Here is a 16,051-nt window from a genome sequence, read left to right as displayed (position 1 = left end):
GCTCCAGCCACAGCAGGCCGGCCTTGTGCACCTGCTCGGCACGCAGGGATCCTGATGCCTGCGTGCCTGTGTTCAGAGCTGATCGGTCAGGTCCGGGCCGCGTCCGTCCTCCGCGTCCGGAGTGCCGACTCCGTGGCCTTCGGCCCTCCCGAAGTAGGTGGGTTCACCGGGTTCCGCCGCCACCCCCACCAACGCGTCCAGCTCCTTCAACGCGACTGCGAGCCGCGGAGCGTTCTGCTGGTGCACTTCCGGATGCGGTGTGCCACGAAAGTCGAAGGGGCCCCAGATGTCGTGGAAGACGGAGACATCGGCCGACAGCCCGAGCGGCTCCGAGGAGACCGTCAATTCCACGAGACGGTTTTCATGACGCTGCGCGCCATGCTCATCGAGCCACATCCCGGGTCCCGTGACGAGGAAGCCACTGAACTCGGCCTGCGGAAATCCGACAGGGCGCAACGCCTCGACGCGCTGGGCCACCTGCTCGTCGTCAAGCGGCCACAAAAGCCGCAAACGCGTCTTCGCGATCGCACCGCCCAATTCGGGTACGACCCAATACCATTCCAGGGAAGCCGGCTTCATCAGGTCGTGTTTCAGCAGCACAGCCGACATGTGAGCAGCCGTAACGAGCGCTGAGCGCAACCCGGGCGGCGCGTAGTCCTCCAGGTCCCAGAACCAGGATGCGCATTCCTCGGGTGCGCGCATCAAGGCGGACATACGTTTCAGTTCACCTCGACCATCGGCGGTCAGTTGCGCTCGGCATGCCATTCCTTCGTCAGGTTTCCGTCCTCGTCCCATTCAAACAACGCCAACTGACGCAACCCGTTGTCGCTCATAGTCATCCGTGCCGCCAGCCTGCCGTTGGGGTGCCAACTTTGAAGCTCTCCCACGGGAACCCCGTCACGCATGACTCCCTCCGACCGTAGGGTCCCGTCCATGTACCACTCACGGGTCGGCCCGTCTTCGACACCGTCCTTATAGGTGTTGAGACTGACGAGCGCACCCCGTTGGTACTCGACAACCTCCCCGGTGAACAGTTCTCCGCGGTAGAGCAGCCGCTGGCCCATATCCATGTCGACCTCAGGGCCGTCGATGTCGATCCGCCTCATGTTGCACCTCACCGCGAGCGCCAGTGCCCCTTGGAGGGGGTGTGGTGGGATTGGCAGATCTGGGCAACCCGAGTCTTCAACCAGGCCTGATCACAGCCGTCAGAACTGGCCCAGATCTGCCAATTGCGCTCTGATCGGCATCCGCAAGCGGATTGCCGCCAGGTCAGGCACCGCTCAACTTCGAAGACCCGGTAACCGTAAGCGCTGCGCAGACCGAAATCGAGGGCCACATCAGGGGGTTCGTTCCCGCAGGTCAGCGAGGCTCGCACGACGCTGCTCGGTCGTGGTGTCCACCTTCCCCGTGCCGTTCTCGTCCGGAAGACGGGACAACTCGTCCAGAGCGGCCGACGGCGCAAGACCGCGGTCGTGCGCGGCGCGCAGCCGTTCCAGCCAGAGCAGCCCCGCCTTGTACGCTTCCTCATCCCCGACATCCACGGGCTCGAAGCTCGCGGCATTCTCCACGTCGCTGGCCCAGATATGACCAAGCAGTGTCTGCTCAGCATGCACCGGCATGTACTGCACTTCTCCGGTCGCCGTACGCTTGTAGCCGATACGTCCGAACCCGGGCGCGTGTGTGAACTCCTGGTACCGATACGGGATTTCGAACCGAGACCACACGTCCGAAGCTGAACCGTCTTCCTCGAAGTAGTTTTCGACGCCTGTTTCGGACGGCTTCCCGAAATACGTCGGGTCGTCCGGATCGGTTTCCGTGTCCAGCGCCTCCGAGAGATCACGCAGGGCTGCGGACAGCCGAGAACCGTTCTCAGCGAACACAGAGGGCTGAGCACGCCCCTCGAGGTCATACGGCATCCAGACGTCGCTGTACGTCACCAACTCGACACTGACGTAATCGAGCAGAGCGGACGCCCCGAGCCGGAACAGCCCCTCTTCACGGATCGCCTCGCCTGCGCGCATGACGATGCCGTCGCTCTTCGCGTCGGCATATACCGAGCCGACCTCTCCCGGATGCGCTGCGGCCGCGATCCGTGCGGCCATCTGACGCGCGACCTCTCCCGGAGGGGCGGTCGCATCGAGCTCGACCGTCCCCTGGAACAGATAGCTGTTCGGCTTGCCCGCCTCATGCACGGCCACCGAGACTTTCGGAATGCCGATCATGAGTTCGTGCGCATTCAGGACCTCATAGGCAGCAAGCAGTTCGTGGAGGCAGGCGACCACATTGTCCTGCTCCTGGTGTTCGCGCCCCCAGGTCCACCGAGCGACAGGAGTGGTGGCGATCACAGTGTTCCCTCCGGCATGAACTTGCCTCCGGGCGGGATGGTCAGCACCCCGTCCTCGACGCGAATGACAAACTGGATCCCGGACTTTCCGTAAACGTCCGTGAGACGCTGCTCGGTCCGAAGGGCCAGGTGGTCGGCCAATGTGCCCTTCGTGTCGACCACAAAGGTATTGAAGTCGGCACCCGACGACTCCATCTGCTTCATGTTATCGAAGATCTTCTTGACAAGCCTCTTCGGGTTCTGGACTTCCTTGAACTGATAGCCGTGGACCTTGCCCTCTGCATCCCTGGCCATCACGTCAAGATCCGTGCCTTCTCCTGCCCTGACACCCGGCTTGATCTCCGAACCGCCCTTGAGCTCGAACGAGATGTCGTGAACTCCGCTCTCGTACAGTCGATTGCCGAGACGCAGTTGCTCGATGCCGCCGGACATCTTGTCGGCGTGACTCAGGCTGGAGATCACCTGGTCGTAATTCTTGAGCCCGTTGAACCGGCCGGACGCCATGGTGTCGGCGATCTCCTTGCCGGCGGGGTTCTCGGCAAGGTTTGCCAGGACCCGGTCCAGGTCCGCCGGTTTCACGTTCGACCCACGTAGCTGATCACGGATCTGCTGTTCGGTTTCACCGCCGCGCTCGAACGGGCCGGAGTCCTCTGCCTTCTCCCAACCACCTGCGTCGTCGGCACCACCGGCGCCGGGATCGTGAGGACCGCCGGGATCGTGAGGACCGCCAGGATCGTGAGGACCGCCAGGTCCGTCGCCACCAGGTCCGTCGCCGCCCGTAGTGGGGCCTTCGTGGCTGCCAGGGCTCGAACCATCACCGTGGCTGCCCGTTTCTCCACCTGTGTGGCCGTCCGTGTGACCGCCGGTGGGCGGCTCGTGGCTGGCGGACGGACCGGTGCCGAGGTCGTCGGCTCGGCCGCCGGGGAGGTGATCGCCTGCGGTACCACCCGGGAGATGGTCCGCCGATCCCCCGGGGAGGTTGTCGGCCGCGCGGCCACCCGGGAGGTTGTCTCCGACATTGCCGCCCGGGAGGTCGTGGCCCGCCTGGCCGGGGAGGTTGTCGCCCGCGTGCACGGTCGGGGTGCCCGCGTTGTCTCCGGTGCGGCCTACGTCGCCGAGGTTGTTGTCCAGGCTGTCGCCGAGGCGGACCGTCTGGCCGGCGTTGTCGCCGACGTGAGCGGCGTTGTCCGCGGTGTGCGAACCCGCGCCGACCAGGGCCGGTTCCTTGATCGGGGAGGGCGTGTGCGGGACGTCCGAACCCGCGGCCGGGTTCCCTCCGGTCGGCTTGTCGACCACGTCGGTGGGCGCGTGGTCGACGTTGTCCACCACGTTGCCCTGGTGGTCGAGGATGTTGCCCTTCGGGTCCAGGTACTGCGCCGGGGCACCCGGCTCGGTCGGCAGTTTCGTCGTGCCCTCGGGGAACGCCGGGGTGTCGTGCGGCAGCTGGAAGTTGCCGTCCGGGAGCTTGACCGCGCCCTCTGGGATCGCCGCGCCCTCCGGGATATGCACCGACCCGTCGGGCAGTTTGAGCGCGCCCTCCGGGAGAGTGATCGCGTTGTCGGGGAGCTTGGGGATCTCGATGTTGCCGATCCCCTTCAGACCCTTCGCGATGTCCCCGATCTTCGACAGCCCCGCGCCCGCGCCCTTGGTGATGTACGTCATCGGGTCGATGAACTTGCCCGCCTTGCCCGCGACGGACAGCACCTTCGCGACCGCGCCCGCCTTCCCGGCACCGGCCGCCGCACCACCCGCACCACCCGTGAACACGGTGGTCAGCACATTGAACGTGACCGCACCGGCAGCACGCCCGGGGTTCTTGCCCCACTCGTCCCACGCCACCAGCGCCTTGCCGGTCTCCTTCATCGCGGTGCGCGAATCCCGCAGCCAGGAGGGGAGTTTGTCGTCCGGCAGAGTCCAGAACAGCGCGCTCGCACCCGGAATCGAGGAAATCGCCAGACCGGTCGCCAGCTGTGCGAGGCCCTTCCAGGCCTGGCCCATCGCGTCCCAGCCGCCGAACCCGACCAGCGTGCCCAGGCCCTTGATGGTGCCCCAGACGCCGTCCACGATCAGGCCGTCCCACACGAACGACTTGACCCAGTGCCCGACCTCCCAGACGTGATGCTTCTCCTCCATCGGGTCACCCCAGGGAAGCTTCGCGTTCTTCAGGTCGTCCGCGTTGAACCCGTACTGGTCCTTGCGGTCCGAACCGTCACCGGCCACCATCTGCGTGCCACCGAACAGCTTGGTGATCGCGTTGTGACAGGTGCGCTCCGCAGCCCAGAACGCCGCGACGGTCGCCGTCACGTCATCCCGGATCTTGTTGTGCTTGTCGATCTTGTCCTCGTCGTACTCCCAGTCGTCGTCGTCCTTGACCGAGCTGACGAAATTGGTCGCGTCGATCTTCAGCTGCTTGAGCTTGTCGACGAGGGGGCGGATCTCGGTGCCATACGACGACAGCGCCCCGGACACCTTCTCCAGATCATCCGCGAACCCGTCCGCCCGGTCCGCCACCGGCTTCGTCGACGCGAACAACTGCTCCGCCTCCGGCGCCGTGTAGTACGCCGCAAGCCCCTGGAACTGGGAGTGCACGTCCTTACCGGTGGAACGGATGTGCGACGCGTCCGTCTTCAGATCGCCGTACGCGCTCTCCAGCAGCGCCAGATCCCCCGTGTACTGCGGAATCGCCTCCGGCTTGATCACGACGTCTGCACCCCCGGCTTCATCGGATCAAGATCCGGCGCCGACAACGCCTTGCGCTGCGCCTCCGCGGCCATCTCCTGATCCCCGTTCAGATACGCCGTCGTCGCATCCACCGCACCCTGCAACGACTTGCCCGCCCGCGCGGCAATGAACTTCAGGTCGGTGGCCGCGTGTTCCGCGTACTGGGACAGAGCAAGCGCCACCAGACCCCCGGCCGCCTTCTCCCCGCCCCCGCCCCCGCCGCCCTCGGCGGAAATGGTGCCGGCGTTCGTCGCCGCCGACGTCAGATGCTCCCCGTACGACTTCGCATGCGTCTCGATGTGCGACGCCGTCTCACCCGTCGTCTTCAGCACACCCTGAATACCCTGCGGCTTCAGATCCCAGCCCGGCACCACAACCCCCGTGAAACGTAAATCCCCGACACCTACCGCCGGCTCAGCCGATGTTGTCGACCGCCGCCTTCGCCTTCGAGATCGTCGACTGCGCCGTCCCGTCGTTCTTCTCCAGCGTCGTCTTCAACAGCTGGATAATGCTCTTCACCTCGGTCGACGCGCGATTCCACCGCAGTTCCTTGCCGTGGTACTCATCCGCCACACCATCAGCCGCGAAATCCGACATCGCCGCCTTCACCTGCCGGTCCCGCGCCGCGATGACCTCCTCCAACCGGCCGATCACCGCCTGGATATTGCCCTGCGCATCCGCCGACGCACCCGTGTCGTACGACCGACGATCCGAACCCGCACCAGCCATCACACACCACTCCCCGTGAGAAGAAGATCAATTCACTGACCGAAGACCCGGAGACCCGGAGATCCAGACACTCGGAGACCCGGACACCCTGCCCAGCGGCCTACCGGCCCGAAAAACGCGCCCCGTCGAAGTTCGCCGCCGCTTCCTGCGTCCGCGCGTTCTCGCCCTGCTCCTGATCACCCGAACCGAACGCCGACTCCATCCCCGACTGACCGCCCAGAATCCCCGAGAGCGCCGAGTTCAAGCTCGCCGTGATCTCGTCCGACCGCCCCTTGAACGAATCGAACGCCACCCGGCCCGCACCGTTGAACTTCCCCTCCAACGGCTGCGCGGCCTGCACCAACTGACGAATCAACGTCCCCAGATCATCACTCGACCCACGCGAGTTACTGATCAACGTCGACAGAACCTGCGACCCCATGTCGAACTTCATCCGGACTCCCCCTATTGCGAGTTGACGCCACAGAACGTTTGTCCACTCACCATGTTCGCCAACGGGCGTCACACCCGCAACCATCTGAAGTCACAGCCCTGCTACAGCGGCCTTACCGCCCCAGCCACCCCACACCCCGCATCCCACAGCCCACATCCCACGGGGGACCCCCGCTCATAACCCCACTCACAACCCCCGCTCATCTGAGCACTCCACATCACGATCTGATCTCGACGCCCCCCGCAGGTCTTGATTAACCCCGATGTAATCGATTCCAATCCTCCATGTAACCGATGTAATCGATTCCACGAGCTGGTTTCGCGTGGTTTCACGGACTCACAAGGAGGTGGTCCGGCGATGGCGAGCATCAAGGACGTCGCCGCCGCGGCGGGGGTGTCCGTCGCCACGGTGTCCCGTGTGCTGAACGACCACCCGTCGGTCAGCGACGACGCCCGCGCCCGCGTACTGGCCGCCGTCCAGGAGCTCGGCTACCGGCCCAACGCCGTGGCCCGCTCCCTGCGCACCGACCAGACGCGCACCCTCGGCCTGGTCATCAGCGACGTACTGAACCCGTACTTCACCGAGCTGGCCCGTTCCGTCGAGGAGGAGGCCCGCGCCCACGGCTACAGCGTGATCATCGGCAACGCCGACGAGCGGCCCGAGCTACAGGACCACCACGTCCGTACGCTCCTCGACCGCCGTATCGACGGGCTGCTGGTCTCCCCCACCGACGGCGGGTCGCCGCTCATGCTGGACGCCGCGCGGGCCGGCACCCCGATGGTCTTCGTGGACCGGTGGATCCCGGGCGTGGACGTACCGGTCGTCAGGTCCGACGGGCGGGCGGCCGTACGCGATCTCGTCGCCCATCTGCACGGGCTCGGGCACCGCAGGCTCGCCATCATCGCGGGCCCGGCGGCGACCACGACCGGCAGCGAGCGCGTCGAGGCCTTCCGGGAGGCCATGGCCGAGTACGGGCTGCCCCTCCCCGACGCCTACATAGGCCAGGGCGACTTCCAGGCCGAGAGCGGGCGCCGCGCCACCGAGCGGTTCCTCGATCTGGCCGAGCCGCCCGAGGTCGTCTTCGCGGCCGACAACCTGATGGCGCTCGGCGCGCTGGACGCGATCCGCGCCCGCGGCCTGCGGGTTCCCGAGGACATCGCGCTCGCCGCGTTCGACGACATCCGGTGGTTCGTGCACACCGATCCGCCGATCACCGCCGTCGCCCAGCCCACCGGCGAGCTGGGGCGGGCCGCCGTGCGCGCGCTCGTCGACCGCATCGAGGGACGGCCCCCGCAGTCCGTGACCCTCCCCGCCCGGCTCGTCGTACGCCGCTCGTGCGGCGAGCCGGCCTCCCAAGAGCAGACGTCCCAAGAACCGACCTCCCAAGAGCCGTCCCCCGTAACGAACAGGAGCCAGTCGTGAGCAACGCGGACGAGTTGCTGCGCATCGAAGGCATACGCAAGACGTTCCCCGGCGTCGTCGCGCTCGACGGCGTGGACTTCGATCTGCGCCGCGGCGAGGTGCACGTACTGCTCGGCGAGAACGGCGCGGGCAAGAGCACCCTCATCAAGATGCTGTCGGGTGCCTACCGGCCCGACGGCGGGCGCGTCCTCGTCGAGGGCGAGGAGGTGCGTATCCATGGGGCGCAGGACTCCGAGGCGCTCGGCATCGCCACCATCTACCAGGAGTTCAATCTCGTTCCCGATCTGACGGTCGCCGAGAACATCTTCCTGGGGCGGCAGCCGCGCCGCCTCGGTCTGATCGACCGGAAGAAGATGGAGGCGGACGCCGCCGAACTGCTGGCGCGGGTCGGCGTCCAGGTGTCGCCACGCGCGCGGGTGCGTGAACTCGGTATCGCACGCCTTCAGATGGTCGAGATCGCGAAGGCGCTGAGCCTGAACGCCCGTGTCCTGATCATGGACGAGCCGACCGCCGTGCTCACCTCCGAAGAGGTGGAGAAGCTGTTCGCCATCGTGCGCCAGCTGCGCGAGGACGGCGTCGGGATCGTCTTCATCACGCACCATCTCGAGGAGATCGCCGCCCTCGGGGATCGCGTCACCGTCATCCGGGACGGGAAGAGCGTCGGACAGGTGCCCGCATCCACCAGCGAGGACGAACTCGTACGCCTCATGGTGGGACGCTCGATCGAACAGCAGTATCCGCGCGAACGGCCGGACTCCGGGGCCGCGCTGCTCAGCGTCGAGGGGCTCACCCGGGACGGCGTCTTCCACGACGTGAGCTTCGAGGTGCGGGCCGGTGAGGTCGTCGGCGTCGCGGGGCTCGTCGGGGCGGGCCGTACGGAGGTCGTACGGGCCGTCTTCGGGGCCGATCCCTACGACCGGGGGTCCGTGCAGGTCGCGGGCGCGCGGGTGCCGCGGCACGACGTCAGCGCGGCGATGAGCGCCGGCATCGGCCTCGTACCCGAGGACCGCAAGGGTCAGGGGCTCGTCCTCGACGCCTCCGTCGAGGAGAACCTCGGGCTCGTGACCATGCGGGCGGCCACCCGTGGCGGGCTCGTCGACCTCAAGGGGCAGCGGGACGCCGCCGCCCGGGTCGCCGGACAGCTGGGCGTGCGGATGGCCGGGCTCGGCCAACATGTGCGCACGCTCTCCGGCGGCAACCAGCAGAAGGTCGTCATCGGCAAGTGGCTGCTCGCGGACACCAAGGTGCTGATCCTCGACGAGCCGACGCGCGGTATCGACGTCGGCGCCAAGGTCGAGATCTACCAGCTGATCAACGAGCTGACGGCCGCGGGCGCCGCCGTCCTGATGATCTCCAGCGATCTGCCCGAGGTGCTCGGCATGAGTGACCGGGTGCTGGTGATGGCCCAGGGCCGGATCGCGGGCGAGCTCGGGGCCGACGAGGCGACCCAGGACTCCGTGATGGCACTCGCCGTCAGTACGAACCAATACAAGCCAGATAAGTCAGATAAGCCAGACGCGAGTGCAGGCAAGACAGACCAGAAGGAGGCCCCCCGTGGCCACTGACACGCTCAAGAGCACAACGGGCGCGAGTGGCGCCTCGGCGGTCCGCCGGCTCCTGCTCGACAACGGGGCGCTCACCGCGCTCATCGTCCTCGTCGTCGCGATGTCGGCGCTGTCCGGCGACTTCCTGACGACGGACAACCTGCTCAACATCGGCGTCCAGGCGGCCGTGACCGCCATCCTCGCCTTCGGTGTGACCTTCGTGATCGTCTCGGCGGGCATCGACCTGTCGGTCGGTTCGGTCGCGGCGCTCTCGGCCACCGTCCTTGCCTGGACGGCGACTTCGCACGGCCTGCCGGTCGTGGTCGCCGTGGCCCTCGCGGTCGCCACCGGCGTAGCGTGCGGTCTCGTCAACGGCTTCCTGATCTCGTACGGGAAACTACCGCCGTTCATCGCGACGCTCGCCATGCTGTCGGTGGGCCGCGGTCTGTCGCTGGTGATCTCGCAGGGCAGCCCGATCCCCTTCCCCGACTCGGTCTCGCACCTCGGTGACACGCTCGGCGGCTGGCTGCCGGTGCCCGTCCTGGTGATGATCGTGATGGGTCTGATCACCGCCCTGATCCTCGGCCGTACGTACATCGGGCGCTCCATGTACGCGATCGGCGGCAACGAGGAGGCCGCGCGCCTGTCGGGCCTGCGGGTGAAGAAGCAGAAGCTCGCGATCTACGCGCTGTCGGGTCTGTTCGCGGCCGCCGCGGGCATCGTGCTCGCCTCCCGGCTCTCCTCCGCGCAGCCGCAGGCCGCACAGGGGTACGAGCTGGACGCGATCGCCGCGGTCGTCATCGGCGGCGCCTCGCTCGCGGGCGGTACGGGCAAGGCGTCCGGGACGCTGATCGGCGCGCTGATCCTGGCGGTGCTGCGCAACGGGCTGAATCTGCTGTCCGTGTCCGCGTTCTGGCAGCAGGTCGTCATCGGTGTCGTGATCGCGCTGGCGGTGCTCCTCGACACGCTGCGCCGCAAGGCCGGGGCGACTCCGGTGGCCGGTGCCTCGAGTGGCGGCAAGGGCAAGCAGGCGATGACGTATGTGATCGCGGCCGTGGTCGCGGCGGCCGTCGTGGGGGCGATGTCCTTCCTGCACAACGGCTCGTCGGCTTCGCCGACGCAGAAGATGGGCCTGTCCCTCTCGACCCTCAACAACCCCTTCTTCGTACAGATCAAGACGGGTGCGCAGGAGGAGGCGAAGAAGCAGGGCGCCGACCTGACGGTCACGGACGCGCAGAACGACGCCTCGCAGCAGGCCAACCAGGTGCAGAACTTCACCAGCTCGGGCGTCGGTTCGATCATCGTCAACCCGGTGGACTCGGACGCGGCGGGCCCGGCGGTGCGCTCCGCCAACAAGGCCGACATTCCCGTCGTGGGCGTCGACCGGGGCGTCAACAAGGCGGACACGGCCGCGCTGGTCGCCTCCGACAACGTCGCGGGCGGCAGGCTGGGCGCCAAGGCGCTGGCCGAGAAGCTGGGCGGCAAGGGCAGGATCGTGATCCTCCAGGGTCTGGCCGGCACCTCCGCCAGCCGTGAGCGCGGGGCGGGCTTCGCCGAGGGCCTGAAGGCCTACCCCGGCATCAAGGTCGTCGCCCGGCAGCCCGCGGACTTCGACCGCACCAAGGGGCTCGACGTCATGACGAACCTGCTCCAGGCGCACCCGGACGTCCAGGGCGTCTTCGCCGAGAACGACGAGATGGCGCTCGGCGCGATCAAGGCGCTGGGTGCCAAGGCCGGAAAGTCGGTCTCGGTCGTGGGCTTCGACGGCACGCCGGATGGGCTGACGGCGGTCAAGTCGGGCACGCTGTACGCGTCCGTGGCGCAGCAGCCGAAGGAGCTGGGCCGGATCGCGGTGCAGAACGCGCTGCGGGCGGCCGAGGGCAAGAAGGTCGACAAGACGGTGAAGGTGCCGGTGAAGGTGGTCACGGCGAAGAACGTGGCGGCCTTCGGCGGCTGACACCGGTGGGGCGGCCGGACGACGGGAGTCGTCCGGCCGCTCGGCCATTGCTCCAACTCACCTCTGTAGGGAGACAGTTCATGTACGACTACGACCTTCTGGTCGTGGGATCGGCCAACGCCGACCTGGTGATCGGGGTCGAGCGGCGGCCCGCGGCGGGAGAGACCGTGCTCGGCTCCGATCTGGTCGTCCACCCGGGCGGCAAGGGCGCGAACCAGGCGGTCGCCGCCGCCCGCCTCGGGGCCCGTACGGCCCTGCTGGCGCGGGTCGGCGACGACGCGCACGGCCGGCTGCTGCTCGACTCGCAGCGGCGGGCGGGCGTCGACACCGTGGGCGTGCTGGTCGGCGGGGCGCCCACCGGGGTCGCGCTGATCACGGTGGACCCGTCCGGGGACAACAGCATCGTGGTCTCGCCGGGGGCGAACGGCCGGCTGGCGCCGCGGGACGTACGGGCCGCGGACAGCCTCCTCCGGTCCGCCGCCGTGGTCTCGGCGCAGCTGGAGATCCCGCTGGAGTCGGTCGTGGAGGTCGTACGGAATCTGGCGCCCGGCACCCGTTTCGTACTGAACCCGTCGCCGCCCCGGCCGCTGCCCGAGGAGGTGCTGGCGGCCTGCGATCCGCTGATCGTGAACGAGCACGAGGCGCGGGTCATCGCGGGCGGTGAGCTGGACGGTTCCCCCGAGGACTGGGCGGCGGCGCTGCTGGCGCTGGGGCCGCGTTCGGTGGTGGTGACGCTGGGCGCCGAGGGTGCGCTGGTGGCTTCCGCCGAGGGCACCGCCCGGGTGCCGTCCGTGCGGGTGGACGCGGTGGACACGACGGGTGCGGGCGACGCGTTCACGGCGGCGCTGGCGTGGCGTCTGGGGCTCGGCGAGTCGCTCGTGCGGGCCGCGGCGTACGCGGCCCGGGTGGGGGCGTCCGCCGTCACCCGCTCCGGCGCCCAGGCGTCGTTCCCGACGGCGGAGGAGGTCGCGGCGCTGTGAAGAAGGCCGGAATACTGAACCGTCACCTGGCCGGCGCGCTGGCCGAACTGGGGCACGGGCACGGAGTGCTCGTGTGCGACGCGGGGATGCCGATCCCGGTGGGGCCGCGGGTGGTGGACCTGGCGTTCCGGGCCGGGGTGCCGTCGTTCGCGGAGGTGCTGGACGGGCTGCTGGACGAGCTGGTGGTGGAAGGCGCGACGGCCGCGCGCGAGGTCCGGGAGGCGAACCCCGGGGCGACGGCGCTCCTCCAGACGCGCTTCCCCGCGCTGGAGCTGGTCCCGCACGAGGAACTGAAGTCCCTGTCGGCGAACGCGCGGCTGATCGTACGCACCGGGGAGGCACGGCCGTACGCGAACGTGCTGCTGCGCTGCGGAGTGTTCTTCTAGGCGTCGTACGGCTTCGCCCAGGCGTCGTACAACGTCAAGGGGCCCGGTCTTGTCGACCGGGCCCCTCTGCTTTCCCCTCCGAATCAGAACCCCCGCGATCCCCCCGGATCCCCCTCCAGAAGTCCTGATGCCAAGTACGACCCGCGGAGTACGGGAAGGGTTGCACGGTGTTCCGAGAAATTTTCGGCGTGCCGGCGAACCAGGGCACACGTAACCCGAAAGTGCCCGGCAAGCCCTACCCCACGTGCTCCGCGAACCGTGCCGCGGTCTCCGCCAGGACCTCGCGGCCGTCGCGTGCCCACAGCGCGTCGTTGAACAGTTCGACCTCGATCGGGCCCGAGTAGCCCGCCGCCTCCACGTAGCCCTTCCACTCCCGCATGTCGATCGCGCCGTCGCCGATCTGGCCGCGGCCGTTGAGGACGCCCTCGGGCAACGGCGTCGTCCAGTCGGCGAGTTGGAAGGTGTGGATACGGCCGGACGCACCGGCGCGGGCGATCTGTGCGGGAGCCGTGTCGTCCCACCAGATGTGGTACGTGTCCACCGTGACGCCCACCTGCTCCGCCGGGAAGCGTTCCGCGATGTCCAGGGCCTGGGCCAGGGTGGAGACCACGCAGCGGTCCGACGCGTACATCGGGTGCAGCGGTTCGACGGCCAGGCGTACGCCCCGGGACGCCGCGTACGGGCCCAGCTCGCCCAGCGCGTCCGCGATCCGTTCCCGGGCGCCGTGCAGGTCCTTCGAGCCCGCCGGGAGGCCGCCCGACACCAGGACCAGTGTGTCCGTGCCGAGGGTGGCCGCCTCGTCGACGGCCAGGCGGTTGTCGTCCAGCGCCCGGGCCCGCTCGGCCGGCTCGATCGCCGTGAGGAAGCCGCCGCGGCACAGGGTCGTCACCGACAGGCCCGCGTCGCGGATCAGCTTCGCCGTCGCCTCGACGCCGTACGACTGGACCGGCGCGCGCCACAGGCCCACGCCGGGGACGCCCGACTCCAGGCAGGCGTCGACCAGTTCGGGCAGGTCCAGCTGCTTGACCGTCATCTGGTTGATCGAGAAACGCTCCAGGGCCGCGCTCATCGGCTCACTCCGTACAGCGACAGCAGGGTCTTCATCCGCGCCTCGGCCAGTTCCGGCTTCGGGAACAGGCCCAGGCCGTCGGCGAGTTCGTACGCCTTCGCGAGGTGCGGGAGCGAGCGGGCCGACTGGAGGCCGCCCACCATCGTGAAGTGGTCCTGGTGGCCGGCCAGCCAGGCCAGGAAGACCACGCCCGTCTTGTAGAAGCGGGTGGGAGGCCGGAAAAGGTGGCGGGAGAGGTCGACCGTGGGGTCGAGGAGTTCCCTGAAGCCCTTCACATCACCCGTGTCCAGTACCCGTACCGCTTCCGCCGCCAGAGGCCCGAGCGGGTCGAAGATGCCGAGCAGGGCGTGGCTGAAGCCCTTCTCGTCGCCCGCGATCAGCTCGGGATAGTTGAAGTCGTCGCCCGTGTAGCAGCGCACGCCCCGCGGCAGCCGGCGCCGCAGCTCGACCTCGCGCCGGGCGTCCAGCAGGGAGACCTTGATGCCGTCCACCTTGTCGGGGTGCGCGGCGATGACCTCGAGGAAGGTGTCCGTGGCGGCGTCCAGGTCGGACGAACCCCAGTAGCCCGCCAGCGCCGGGTCGAACATCGGGCCCAGCCAGTGCAGGATCACCGGCTCGGTGGCCTGGCGCAGCAGCTGGCCGTAGACCTCCAGGTAGTCCTCGGGTCCGGAGGCGGACGCGGCCAGCGCGCGCGACGCCATCAGGATCGCCTGCGCCCCCGACTCCTCGACAAGGGCGAGCTGCTCCTCGTACGCGGCCCGCACCTCGGCCGGCGTCCCCCCGGCGATCTGGTCGGTGCCCACCCCGCAGGCGATACGGCCGCCGACCGCCTTCGCCTCCGCCGCCGACCGGCGGATCAGCTCCGCCGCGCCCGCCCAGTCCAGGCCCATGCCGCGCTGCGCGGTGTCCATCGCCTCGGCGACGCCGAGCCCGTGGGACCACAGATGGCGCCGGAAGGCGAGCGTGGCGTCCCAGTCGACCGCGGCGGGCGAGTCGGGGGTCGTGTCCGCGTACGGGTCGGCGACCACGTGCGCCGCCGAGAAGACCGTACGGGAGGTGAAGGGCGCGCCCGCGGTCGGGGCGAGGGGCTCGGTGCGCGGGACGTACGTGCGCAACTCCCCTCCCACGCCGGGAAGTCGGATGGTCACAGCGAGATCTCCGGCACGTCGAGACGGACGCCCTCGGCCGAGGACCTCAGGCCCAGCTCGGCGAGCTGGACGCCGCGGGCGCCGGCCAGGAGGTCCCAGTGGTAGGGCGCGTCCGCGTAGACGTGCTTGAGGAACAGCTCCCACTGGGCCTTGAAGCCGTTGTCGAACTCGGTGTTGTCCGGGACCTCCTGCCACTGGTCGCGGAAGGAGTACGTGGCGGGGATGTCGGGGTTCCAGACCGGCTTCGGGGTCGCGCTGCGGTGCTGGACCCGGCAGTTGCGCAGGCCGGCGACGGCCGAGCCCTCCGTTCCGTCGACCTGGAACTCGACGAGCTCGTCGCGGTTGACGCGCACCGCCCACGAGGAGTTGATCTGGGCGATCGCGCCGCCCTCCAGTTCGAAGATGCCGTACGCGGCGTCGTCGGCCGTGGCGTCGTACGGCTTGCTCTGCTCGTCCCAGCGCTGCGGGATGTGGGTGGCGGTGAGCGCCTGGACGGACGTCACCCGGCCGAAGAGTTCGTGCAGGACGTACTCCCAGTGCGGGAACATGTCGACAACGATGCCACCGCCGTCCTCGGCACGGTAGTTCCAGGACGGGCGCTGGGCGGCCTGCCAGTCGCCCTCGAAGACCCAGTAGCCGAACTCCCCGCGGATCGACAGGATCCGCCCGAAGAAGCCGCCGTCGATGAGGCGCTTGAGCTTGAGCAGGCCCGGGAGGAAGAGCTTGTCCTGGACGACGCCGTGCTTGACGCCGGCGGCGTTCGCGCGGCGGGCCAGCTCGAGGGCACCTTCGAACCCGGTGGCGGTCGGCTTCTCGGTGTAGATGTGCTTGCCGGCGGCGACGGCCTTCTTGATCGCCTCCTCGCGGGCGGAGGTGACCTGCGCGTCGAAGTAGATGTCGATGGAGTCGTCCGCGAGGACCTGGTCCACATCCGTCGACCAGTGCTCCAGGCCGTGCCGCTCGGCGAACGCCTTCAGGGCGTGCTCGCGGCGGCCGACGAGGACGGGCTCGGGCCACAGCACGGTGCCGTCGCCCAGGTCGAGGCCGCCCTGATCGCGCAGGGCGAGGATCGAGCGGACGAGGTGCTGGCGGTAGCCCATGCGTCCCGTCACCCCGTTCATGGCGATACGCACCGTCTTGCGTGTCACGTCATTCCCTTCGTACGCGTCCGGCGCCGCGTACGCCCCGACAGGTAAGCGTCGCAGCAAGCGCTTTCTATGAAAGGAGACGCTAGCCTCTGTGCGGCGGATCGGACAAGACCGCGTGGATGACGAGATGCGCGCAGTCGGGTACGACGGGATGCGCAGGCTGCGGTACA

The 16,051-nt window shown here is 68.8% G+C and carries 15 protein-coding genes; 5 read left to right on the top strand and 10 right to left on the bottom strand.

Going from position 1 to position 16,051, the window contains the following annotated elements; translation table 11 throughout:
• Positions 1–72 precede the first annotated feature (72 nt).
• The 7 genes from SAVERM_RS27500 to SAVERM_RS27470 form a co-directional block, all read right to left on the bottom strand.
• The gene (locus SAVERM_RS27500; RefSeq protein ID WP_242432128.1) at positions 73–714 is read right to left on the bottom strand and encodes a hypothetical protein; all 642 of its coding nucleotides are present in this window, start codon (positions 712–714) and stop codon (positions 73–75) included.
• A 29-nt stretch (positions 715–743) separates the two neighbouring features.
• A complete protein-coding gene (locus SAVERM_RS27495; protein ID WP_010986729.1) occupies positions 744–1,106 on the bottom strand; it encodes a toxin-antitoxin system YwqK family antitoxin in 363 nt (120 codons plus the stop codon).
• A gap of 231 nt (positions 1,107–1,337) precedes the next feature.
• Positions 1,338–2,345: a hypothetical protein gene (locus SAVERM_RS27490; RefSeq protein ID WP_010986728.1), complete on the bottom strand. Its 1,008-nt coding sequence runs from the start codon at positions 2,343–2,345 to the stop codon at positions 1,338–1,340.
• On the bottom strand, positions 2,342–5,044 hold the full coding sequence (locus tag SAVERM_RS44950) for a hypothetical protein (RefSeq protein WP_010986727.1): 2,703 nt from the start codon (positions 5,042–5,044) through the stop codon (positions 2,342–2,344). Before SAVERM_RS44950 ends, SAVERM_RS27490 begins: the two co-directional genes overlap by 4 nt.
• On the bottom strand, positions 5,041–5,397 hold the full coding sequence (locus SAVERM_RS27480) for a DUF6507 family protein (protein ID WP_042494532.1): 357 nt from the start codon (positions 5,395–5,397) through the stop codon (positions 5,041–5,043). Before SAVERM_RS27480 ends, SAVERM_RS44950 begins: the two co-directional genes overlap by 4 nt.
• Positions 5,398–5,479: 82 nt before the next feature.
• Positions 5,480–5,794 carry a pore-forming ESAT-6 family protein gene (locus tag SAVERM_RS27475; RefSeq protein ID WP_010986835.1) on the bottom strand — a complete coding sequence of 105 codons (315 nt, stop codon included), beginning with the start codon at positions 5,792–5,794 and terminating at the stop codon, positions 5,480–5,482.
• 100 nt (positions 5,795–5,894) lie between these two features.
• Positions 5,895–6,227: a hypothetical protein gene (locus SAVERM_RS27470; protein ID WP_010986725.1), complete on the bottom strand. Its 333-nt coding sequence runs from the start codon at positions 6,225–6,227 to the stop codon at positions 5,895–5,897.
• Positions 6,228–6,584: 357 nt separating this feature from the next.
• Between SAVERM_RS27470 and SAVERM_RS27465 the strand changes: the two genes are divergently transcribed.
• From SAVERM_RS27465 to rbsD, 5 genes are all read left to right on the top strand, one after another.
• Positions 6,585–7,649: a LacI family DNA-binding transcriptional regulator gene (locus SAVERM_RS27465; RefSeq protein ID WP_010986724.1), complete on the top strand. Its 1,065-nt coding sequence runs from the start codon at positions 6,585–6,587 to the stop codon at positions 7,647–7,649.
• Entirely contained in the window at positions 7,646–9,214 is a 1,569-nt protein-coding gene (locus SAVERM_RS27460) for a sugar ABC transporter ATP-binding protein (RefSeq protein ID WP_010986723.1), read from the top strand. Before SAVERM_RS27465 ends, SAVERM_RS27460 begins: the two co-directional genes overlap by 4 nt.
• Positions 9,204–11,150 (top strand): ABC transporter permease/substrate-binding protein, encoded by a 1,947-nt coding sequence (locus SAVERM_RS27455; protein WP_010986722.1) that lies wholly within the window; start codon positions 9,204–9,206, stop codon positions 11,148–11,150. Before SAVERM_RS27460 ends, SAVERM_RS27455 begins: the two co-directional genes overlap by 11 nt.
• Positions 11,151–11,230: 80 nt before the next feature.
• Positions 11,231–12,130: a ribokinase gene (locus SAVERM_RS27450; protein ID WP_010986721.1), complete on the top strand. Its 900-nt coding sequence runs from the start codon at positions 11,231–11,233 to the stop codon at positions 12,128–12,130.
• Entirely contained in the window at positions 12,127–12,516 is a 390-nt protein-coding gene (gene rbsD / locus SAVERM_RS27445; protein ID WP_010986720.1) for a D-ribose pyranase, read from the top strand. The genes SAVERM_RS27450 and rbsD overlap by 4 nt, the downstream gene beginning before the upstream one ends.
• Positions 12,517–12,751: 235 nt before the next feature.
• On the opposite strand, the gene SAVERM_RS27440 is transcribed toward rbsD, so the two are convergent.
• Genes SAVERM_RS27440 through SAVERM_RS27430 form a run of 3 tightly spaced genes read right to left on the bottom strand, consistent with a single transcriptional unit; the run spans position 12,752 to position 15,881 of the window.
• Positions 12,752–13,585: a sugar phosphate isomerase/epimerase family protein gene (locus tag SAVERM_RS27440; RefSeq protein WP_010986719.1), complete on the bottom strand. Its 834-nt coding sequence runs from the start codon at positions 13,583–13,585 to the stop codon at positions 12,752–12,754.
• Positions 13,582–14,733 (bottom strand): dihydrodipicolinate synthase family protein, encoded by a 1,152-nt coding sequence (locus SAVERM_RS27435; RefSeq protein WP_010986718.1) that lies wholly within the window; start codon positions 14,731–14,733, stop codon positions 13,582–13,584. Before SAVERM_RS27435 ends, SAVERM_RS27440 begins: the two co-directional genes overlap by 4 nt.
• Positions 14,730–15,881: a Gfo/Idh/MocA family protein gene (locus SAVERM_RS27430; RefSeq protein WP_010986717.1), complete on the bottom strand. Its 1,152-nt coding sequence runs from the start codon at positions 15,879–15,881 to the stop codon at positions 14,730–14,732. The genes SAVERM_RS27435 and SAVERM_RS27430 overlap by 4 nt, the downstream gene beginning before the upstream one ends.
• Positions 15,882–16,051 lie beyond the last annotated feature (170 nt).

Origin of the sequence: Streptomyces avermitilis MA-4680 = NBRC 14893 (assembly GCF_000009765.2) — a bacterium.
Classification (GTDB): domain Bacteria; phylum Actinomycetota; class Actinomycetes; order Streptomycetales; family Streptomycetaceae; genus Streptomyces; species Streptomyces avermitilis.
The sequence above is the reverse complement of the archived record's forward strand: the minus strand, read 5'-3'. Positions and strand labels throughout refer to the sequence as shown.